At 41.7% G+C, this 7,797-nt stretch carries 7 protein-coding genes; 6 read left to right on the forward strand and 1 reads right to left on the reverse strand.

Going from position 1 to position 7,797, the window contains the following annotated elements; translation table 11 throughout:
* Window positions 1-207: 207 nt before the first annotated feature.
* The 3 genes from JXR81_05240 to JXR81_05250 all read left to right on the forward strand — a co-directional run bounded on the left by JXR81_05240 (window position 208) and on the right by JXR81_05250 (window position 1,979).
* On the forward strand, window positions 208-849 hold the full coding sequence (locus JXR81_05240) for a hypothetical protein (protein ID MBN2754255.1): 642 nt from the start codon (window positions 208-210) through the stop codon (window positions 847-849).
* A gap of 72 nt (window positions 850-921) precedes the next feature.
* Window positions 922-1,227, forward strand: a complete 306-nt coding sequence (locus JXR81_05245; GenBank protein ID MBN2754256.1) for a DUF1232 domain-containing protein — start codon at window positions 922-924, stop codon at window positions 1,225-1,227.
* The gene (locus JXR81_05250; protein ID MBN2754257.1) at window positions 1,224-1,979 is read left to right on the forward strand and encodes a DUF3106 domain-containing protein; all 756 of its coding nucleotides are present in this window, start codon (window positions 1,224-1,226) and stop codon (window positions 1,977-1,979) included. The genes JXR81_05245 and JXR81_05250 overlap by 4 nt, the downstream gene beginning before the upstream one ends.
* Before the next feature lie 407 nt (window positions 1,980-2,386).
* Here JXR81_05250 and JXR81_05255 read toward each other — a convergent pair whose 3' ends face one another.
* Window positions 2,387-3,436, reverse strand: coding sequence for a hypothetical protein (locus tag JXR81_05255; GenBank protein ID MBN2754258.1), 1,050 nt, complete (start codon window positions 3,434-3,436; stop codon window positions 2,387-2,389).
* Between the two features lie 183 nt (window positions 3,437-3,619).
* Between JXR81_05255 and JXR81_05260 the strand changes: the two genes are divergently transcribed.
* The 3 genes from JXR81_05260 to JXR81_05270 all read left to right on the forward strand — a co-directional run bounded on the left by JXR81_05260 (window position 3,620) and on the right by JXR81_05270 (window position 7,481).
* A complete protein-coding gene (locus JXR81_05260) occupies window positions 3,620-5,332 on the forward strand; it encodes a glycoside hydrolase family 9 protein (GenBank protein MBN2754259.1) in 1,713 nt (570 codons plus the stop codon).
* 89 nt (window positions 5,333-5,421) lie between these two features.
* On the forward strand, window positions 5,422-6,453 hold the full coding sequence (locus JXR81_05265; protein MBN2754260.1) for a LacI family DNA-binding transcriptional regulator: 1,032 nt from the start codon (window positions 5,422-5,424) through the stop codon (window positions 6,451-6,453).
* Entirely contained in the window at window positions 6,450-7,481 is a 1,032-nt protein-coding gene (locus JXR81_05270) for a LacI family DNA-binding transcriptional regulator (GenBank protein ID MBN2754261.1), read from the forward strand. Before JXR81_05265 ends, JXR81_05270 begins: the two co-directional genes overlap by 4 nt.
* The last annotated feature ends 316 nt before the right edge of the window (window positions 7,482-7,797 follow it).

The raw sequence follows: 7,797 nt of genomic DNA on the forward strand, positions 1-7,797 counted from the left end.
GAGTACAGTCAATGAAAATTTACGCTTAATTTTCATATAGGGATACTTTTTTTATTGACTGTTTTTTACATAGATGTCCCTACAAAGGCGAAAATATATTTCCATAAATAACAGAAATATAAATCATATATAAACAGTTACCTTGTATTATTGACGTATTTGGAAATAGTGTTATAATAACTGTTAAATAATTAACCGGAGGATTAAATGAAAAGATTAATGCTTTTAATGTCAGTGTTAATTTTTGGTTCGTTCTTAAACGCGGCTGATAAAGTCCGGCTGGAAACATTACTGCCCGATGTTTATCTTATAACAGACGCCAATTATGATAACCTTAACGGCAATAAATTCTGTTCGCTTCACTGCGGGGATGTCAGGTGGATTATGAGGGCGTCTTCCGAACTTAAATCATCAAAGGGCAAGAATTACGGCCCATATAATGTGGATGACTGGTCGTTTAAAACCGCGTGGGTGGAAGGCAATAAGAACAGCGGAAAAGGCGAATATCTTACGTTTTTCTTTCCAAGGACAACGTTTTTCGCCCGTGATTTAAAACCGGTAAACTGGGACGGTTTTAGCGTTGTAAACGGGGATATGCGTGATGAGGTGTCATATAACAATAACGCAAGGGTAAAGACGTTTCGGGTTTATTTAAACGGGCAGCCTTTATTTGACGCTTACCTGGAAGACGAAATGGCAATACAGACTTTTTCTTTCGCGCAGTCAGTGATGCTTAAACCCGATGATGTTATAAAGGCGGAAATACGTGAAGTGTATCCCGGCGCTAAATTTAAAGATGCGGCTGTTTCGCAGTTTATGCTGCTTGGCGCGCATTCGCATGATAAATAGGTTTTAATTTTCGCTTTAATAAGCCCCGTGCCTTAAAAGCCGGGGCTTTTTTTATGTAATAAAAGGAGAGTTATGAAAAATACGGGAATATTCAAGTTTGGCAATGATATTAAGACGGTATTTAAGTCTATAGTAGACAGGCGTACTCCGTGGTATGTGAAAGCTGCCGGTATTATAGGCATAGCATATATTATCTTTCCTTTTGATTTTTTACATGATTATATCCCGGTGCTTGGGTGGACAGATGATATTACGGCGGCAGGGTTGATATTGTGGTTTATAATCGCGCTTATCCCCAAGGAAGTGCTTGAGGATAATAAGGTTAAAAAAGATGAAAATGCCGCAGTTATAGAAGTAAAGAAGCTTGACGATAAATGAAAAAACTTATACCGGTGTTTTTTCTGTGTGTAGTTGTTTTAATTCCTGTTTTATTGCAGGCTGAAGAAGAACCGCAGGAAGACTATTCCGCCATGTTTGACATCACATCCGTAAGCCCCGCTATGATGACATATGAAAGCCTTGCTATAATTTGGGAAAGCATGGACAATGGGCAGAAAAAGAAAACCACAAAGATGCTTAAAGAAAAATGGACATTAATGAGCAATGATGAAAAATCCGCGTTCATCGGGGAGATAACAAAGTGGTGGAACGCCCTTTCCGACAAAGAGCAGGAGAAAGTTATAACAAAGACGAAAAAAAGGTGGCATAAGCTCTCCGTAGATGAAAAGCAGGATATTATAGGCAATATTAAAGAGTGGTGGACGGGAATAGGCGGGGAAGAACAGAAAATAGTAATGATGAAAGTTCAGGATAAATGGGCAAAGATGTCCAATTCTGCCAAGAAGAAAACAGTGGGATACGTGGAAACTTTATGGAATTCAATGTCTGAAGAGGAAAAACAAAGAGCCGTTTTTACCGCGAAGAACTGGTGGATGCTGCTGCCGTTTGAAGCGAAAGAAGAAGTTGTCCTTATGGCGCAGAACAAGTGGGCGGCTCTGCCGGATGATGATAAAACGGTACTTAAAGAAAAAGCCAAATACTGGTGGAACGGCCTGTCCGAAGAAGAGCGCCAGCGCCTTATAGCTGATTCTATGATGAAATGGCAGGAGATATTAAAAAAGATAAAGTGATAAGACATTATTCTTATTTCTCTCTATTCCTGGGTTTTACAGGGATTGGGTATGTTTTTTCAGCACACGCCGCAAATCGGCAGTCTTGAATCCAAACAAACTTGAAATCAACAGGCAGGTTAATTCATTGGCAGTCGTGAACCCGCGGCACATACAAATTTGCCGTCGTTGCATTAAACCGCTCCTGCCGGATACACAGCAGGTTAGGGCGGCGCGCCCTGAAAAAACACACCCAACCCCTGTTTTTTTTGGTGTCTTTGTAGTGGTAGACGCGGGTCTTCAGCCCGCGGCAGTTGATTTTACTTCCGACCCTCCGTCCCTCTGACCCTCCGTGCATCCGTCCTTTTTATAATTTTTGGCAAAAAAAAAGCCCGGCATGAATGCCGGGCTTTTTTATATAAAACTGATTACTGGGCGTTTTTCTTAAGCCAGTTCTGTATCTGTGTATCATCGGGATTCTGGCGGATGTAATATTTAAGGTACTGCGCCGCCCTTGCTTTGTCGCCCATGTAGTAATAGCACATACCAATCTTTTTATAAAGCGCCGCGGACGGGGCCTGTTTTACAGCGCCGCCGTAATATTTAAGCGCGCTTTTATAATTTTTCTGTTTGTAGTAATAATCGCCCCACTTTTCATACTTGGATGAAGCGCCTGTAACTGCCGTGGATTTTGTGCCTGTGGCTGATGATGAGGAAGAAGAACCTTCTGTTCCTCCAAAGTAAAAGCTTAATCCCGCACCAAAATAAACGCCCGACAGGTCAACTGATGTGGCTTTGAAAATCGGTTCTCCGTCTATGTCTGTGGCGTTAAAAGGAAGTTCGTCGGGGTAGGTTATAGGCATGCTTGCTATTCTGTAACCGACGTTTGCGCCAAGGGCCACTGTATCGCTTACCATAAATTTTGCGCCGGCTTCAATGTTAGCGCCAAAAAACATTTCGGTAAAGTCAACAGAGTAATACTGTTCCATCGGGGTATCGTGGAAGAAGTTAATTTCCCAGAAGCTCTGATAATTCATAAACATACCGGCGTCCGCTCCAAGTGATATAAAGAATTTTTCAGACGCGGGAATGTAGTACTTTCCGCCAATGCCAAAATATCCTATTGAAAAAGCCGCATGGTTGTAAAAAATTTCTTCGTCATTTAAATCGGTATAGGAAACTTCGTCCTGCACGAACATAAAGTCTGTCTTAAAGAAAATTCCAACATTGGGTGTGGCAAGGAATTCAAGCAATAAACTGCCCGTGGGAGCCATACCTATAAAGGTGGAAGCGCCGGGATCTGTGTTTGGAAATGCCATAGTGGGTATGTATTTGTAGTCTTCGTCAAAAGCCGACGGATTTAAAAGTGTTGCCCCGCCGCGAAGTTCAATTCCAAACTTTCCGTTCATTCCGCCTTCAGCAAGAAGGGAAGAAGCAAGAAGTGCAAAAACCAATACCGTAATAATCCTTTTGAACATGTATGTTAACCTCCACAAAGTAATTTTAATGAATAATTGATTTTAGCATAATATTGATTTTTTAGTCAATAAATTAATGGATAAATAGCAGTAAGTTAAATTAACATTTTTTAAATATTATATTGCAATAAATCAGACAAAATACTATAATCTATTTTAACGTTAAAACAAAAGAGGTGTAAAGTGCTTAAAAAATTGGTAATAATTATATCAGGGGTGCTTATGGCTATAAATGTGGCGGCTTATTCGGAAAGTATAAAGGTAAATACGGTTGGTTACAGGCCTGCGGATGACAAATATGTGGTGTGTGACAAGCCGTGTTCGTATTTTTCCGTTCATAGAAAAAGCGACGGCAAAAAAGTGTTTTCCAACGATATGAAAGGCCCAATCAGCGACGCTGTTTCGGGGGATAACTGTTTTGTGGGCAGTTTTTCCGGATTAAAAGAACCCGGGACTTATTATATTGAAATAGAAAAAAATGGCAGTTCAGCGGAATTTGTAATTGCGGATAATATTTATGACAGCGCGTTTGAAAAGGTAATGCACGCTTTTTATCAGCAGCGCTGCGGGACTGATATTATAAGCAAAACCGGTTTTGAACATAAGGCATGCCACTTAAATCCCGCGGAACTGCACGAAAGTACCGGGGAGGAAGGCGAAATTGATGTAAGCGGAGGCTGGCATGATGCCGGTGATTACGGAAAATATACGGTGAACAGCGGCATATCCACAGGAACTCTTCTTTTAATGTTTGAGAGGTATAAAAACAGGATGGAGAGCATTAAAACCGGGATACCCGCGTCCGCATCTGTGGATAAATTACCTGATGTCTTAAATGAAATTAAATGGAACCTTGACTGGATGTTAAAGATGCAGGCGAAAAACGGCGGAGTTTATCATAAAGCCACGCCTTTACAGTTTCCTGCTTTAAATATAATGCCCGAAGATGACAGGAATACATATTTTGTTTACGAGATTACATCCACCGGCACTGCTGATTATGCCGCGGTGATGGCGATTGCGTCAAGGGTTTTTAAAGAATACGACGCCGCATACGCGGACAAATGCCTTAAAGCCGCCCGTGATGCGTGGAAGTATCTTGAAAAAAATACCGCTATGGTGCCAAAGGATGGTTATAAAAACCCTTCCGATACAAAGACCGGGCAGTATGGCGATAATGATGATAAAGATGAAAGGCTTTGGGCTGCTTCGGAATTGTTCTCAACCACCGGAGAGGATACTTATAACAAGTTTTTTACCGCCAATTATAAAAACTGGGACAAAGCCATAGACAGGGCCGCGTCATGGCGCGACGTAAAAGAAATGGCAATGTTTTCATATTGCGTGTCCGCGCAGCCGGGTAAATTAGAAGAGGCATGTGCATCCATAAAGAAATCAATGGCGGTTCACTGTGACACCCTGATGGCAAAGATAAACGGCAGCGGTTACAGGAACGTGATGGGTGAAGAGGATTACGTCTGGGGTTCAAATTCGGTAGCGTTAAATTACGCCATGAATCTTATCGTAGGCGCGGATGTCCTTGAAAAACAGGAATATAAAAAAGGCGCGCTTGAAATTCTGGGTTATATATTCGGCATTAATCCTTTCGCAAGAAGCTATGTGACGGGAATCGGTTCCAATTATCCAATGAACATTCACCACAGGCCCACGGTGGGGGATAAAAATCCGGAGCCGTGGCCGGGGCTTTTAGCCGGCGGGCCAAATAAAAGGCCGCAGGATAATCCGTTAAAAGCGCTTCCGTTTGGCACCGCGCCGGCAAGAAATTACGCCGACCACATTGATTCATACGCCAGTAATGAGATTGCCATAAACTGGAACGCGCCTTTGGCATATGTGCTTGCGGAGTTCCTGTCAAATAATGTGGTGATGGAATAAACAGTTAATCAATTGAAATCCATACGTGGATGTAATACAATGTCATTTATCAGGGAATAAACAGGCAAAAATATGGCATTGGAGTAAAAATGAAACGCGTGACAATGAAAGAAATTGCAAATAGGGCCGGCGTTACAAAAGCTACTGTTTCAATGACTTTCAACGGATCCAAACGTATCGGGGAATCCACAAGAAAAAAGGTGATGGACATTGTCCGCGAACTTAACTACATTCCAAATGAATCGGCAAGAAAGCTTGCGCTTGGCAGAAGCGGTATTATTGCCGTAATAGCGCCAAGGTACAACGGGCCGTATATGATGAATGTTCTGAATGCTTTTGAGGAAAAATCATTTGCCACCGGTAAGTATCTTCACAGCATACAGGCTTATTCGACAATGCATAAAATAGATATAAGGGAAAAGCTGCTTAAGCAGATTCTGTACGGCAGAAAAGCGGACGCGGTGGTGCTTATTTCACTTAGGCCCAATGAAGAAACCGTTGAACTTTTTAGAAGAGAAGGAATACCCTTAGTACTTATTGAAAACAAAGTTAAAGGCGCGCATTCAATCAACATTGATAATGAAGCGGGCGTATATAAAGCCGCAAATTATCTTATAAAGAAATACGGGGATAAAATAACATTTATATCGTCCATGCCGGCACGGTCAAATGACGCGGAGCATAACCCGGTTTATGACGCCCGTATGAACGGCTTTAAAAGCGCGTTAAAAGACAACGGGATAAAATTCCGCAATGCTATGGTGGCATATACCCCGAATTTTGAATATAATGAAGCGGCATTAGCGTATAAAGAACTTAAAAAAAATAACGGCAGAATAAATTCCATACTGTGCTCAACAGGCGATAAGGTTGCGTTTGGGATTATAGAAACTATAAAGAAAGAAGGGCTTAAAGTTCCCGGCGATATTGCGGTTACCGGTTTTGACGACCTTTTTTCTTTTACAATGGCTTCTTCTCCTAAAATAACCACAATAAGGCAGGATTTTGAGGGGACAGGAAACGCGGCGTTTGATATGGTAATGGCTGCAATGAAAGATGTATCGGCAAAAGACATGAATGTTATAATGGAACCCGAATTAATAATAAGGGAGTCAGCGTGAAAAACATTACCATCAGGGACGTGGCAAAACTTGCAGGAGTTTCCCACGTTACAGTTTCCAATGTAATAAACGGGCGCGGCAGGATGTCCGCGGAGACAAAAGAAAAGGTTTTAAAAGCCGTTAAAAAACTTAAATTCTACCCTGACGTTATGGCAAGGACCCTTGCCGGCGGCAGGTCAAACAATATTGCCCTTATCAGTTCTTATCTGTCATCTCCCTTTGTAATAAATATCCTGTCAGGGGTGGAACGCAGGCAGGCGGAATTAAATAAATTTGCGTACCGGCTGGAACATCACAGTACAAGAGGGGCGCTGTCGGTAAAAGAGGATTTGTTAAAAAGCATACTTTACGGAAAGAAAGCGGATGCAGTTATTACCGTTACCGTAAAACCAAGCGCTGAACTTGTAAAGGAGTTTTCAAAAAGGGGCATACCTCTTGTAATCATAGAAAATAAAGCCGTGGGAGCAAGTTCCGTAACAGTGGATAACTATAAGGGCGCTTTTATGGCAACGGAACACCTTATAAAATCCGGCAGAAAAAAACTTGCAATTGTAAACGGGCCGGTGGGTTCCAGTGTTTATGACGAAGAAGAAAACCCAGTGGTCTCTGAACGCTTAAAGGGTTTTAAAGACGCGCTTAAAGAGTACAATCTGAAATATGATGACAAGATGTCGTATCACGTGGCTTTCTATAACAGGGAAGAAGGCGAAAAAGCCATGCAGCGGATAAATAATTCCGGCAGCAAAGTTAACGGAGTTTTTTGTGCTGCGGGGGATACAACAGCACTGGGTATAATTTATCAGTGCAGGCAATACGGGATAAGTATTCCGCAGGATATAGCGCTGGCAGGATACGATGATATTTCAATCGCGGGTATTATGACACCGCCGTTAACCACCATAAAACAGCCGATGGCAGATATGGGTAAAGCCGCGTTTGATATTGTAATGGGCGCAATGGAAAGCAAAAAGAAAAAACCGGTGGATATTATTTTACAGCCGGAACTGATAGTAAGGGAAAGCGCGTAGATAAATCTTAAGCTATAAGCATAGAAGCAGATAAGCATAAGCGTAGGATATAAAGAAATTCTTTTGCTATAGCTTAACTGCTTAATATTTTAAAGTGCTTTATTTTCGTTATCGCTTATGCTTAATTGCCTATCAGCTTATTGCTTAAAGTTTAAACTGTCCCTCTGTGTATCTGTCCCTCTGTCCCTCGGTTCTTCCGACCTTCCAAGCCTCTAAGCATCCAAGCCTCCGATACTGTCAAGTATTGTGTGTAATTAAAAAGATTCATAAAAGGGGTTCTCTCCTGTAGTTGCCAGATTTCTTTCTAAAATAAGCA

Source organism: Candidatus Goldiibacteriota bacterium, from assembly GCA_016937715.1.
GTDB lineage: Bacteria > Oederibacteriota > PGYV01 > PGYV01 > PGYV01 > PGYV01.

Bases quoted from the DNA above. Each gene is read 5' to 3' on its own strand.
- JXR81_05250 (MBN2754257.1), top strand. From the start codon at position 1,224: ATGAAAAAACTTATACCGGTGTTTTTTCTGTGTGTAGTTGTTTTAATT.
- JXR81_05265 (MBN2754260.1), top strand. From the start codon at position 5,422: ATGAAACGCGTGACAATGAAAGAAATTGCAAATAGGGCCGGCGTTACA.
- JXR81_05255 (MBN2754258.1), bottom strand. From the start codon at position 3,436: ATGTTCAAAAGGATTATTACGGTATTGGTTTTTGCACTTCTTGCTTCT.
- JXR81_05245 (MBN2754256.1), top strand. From the start codon at position 922: ATGAAAAATACGGGAATATTCAAGTTTGGCAATGATATTAAGACGGTA.
- JXR81_05240 (MBN2754255.1), top strand. From the start codon at position 208: ATGAAAAGATTAATGCTTTTAATGTCAGTGTTAATTTTTGGTTCGTTC.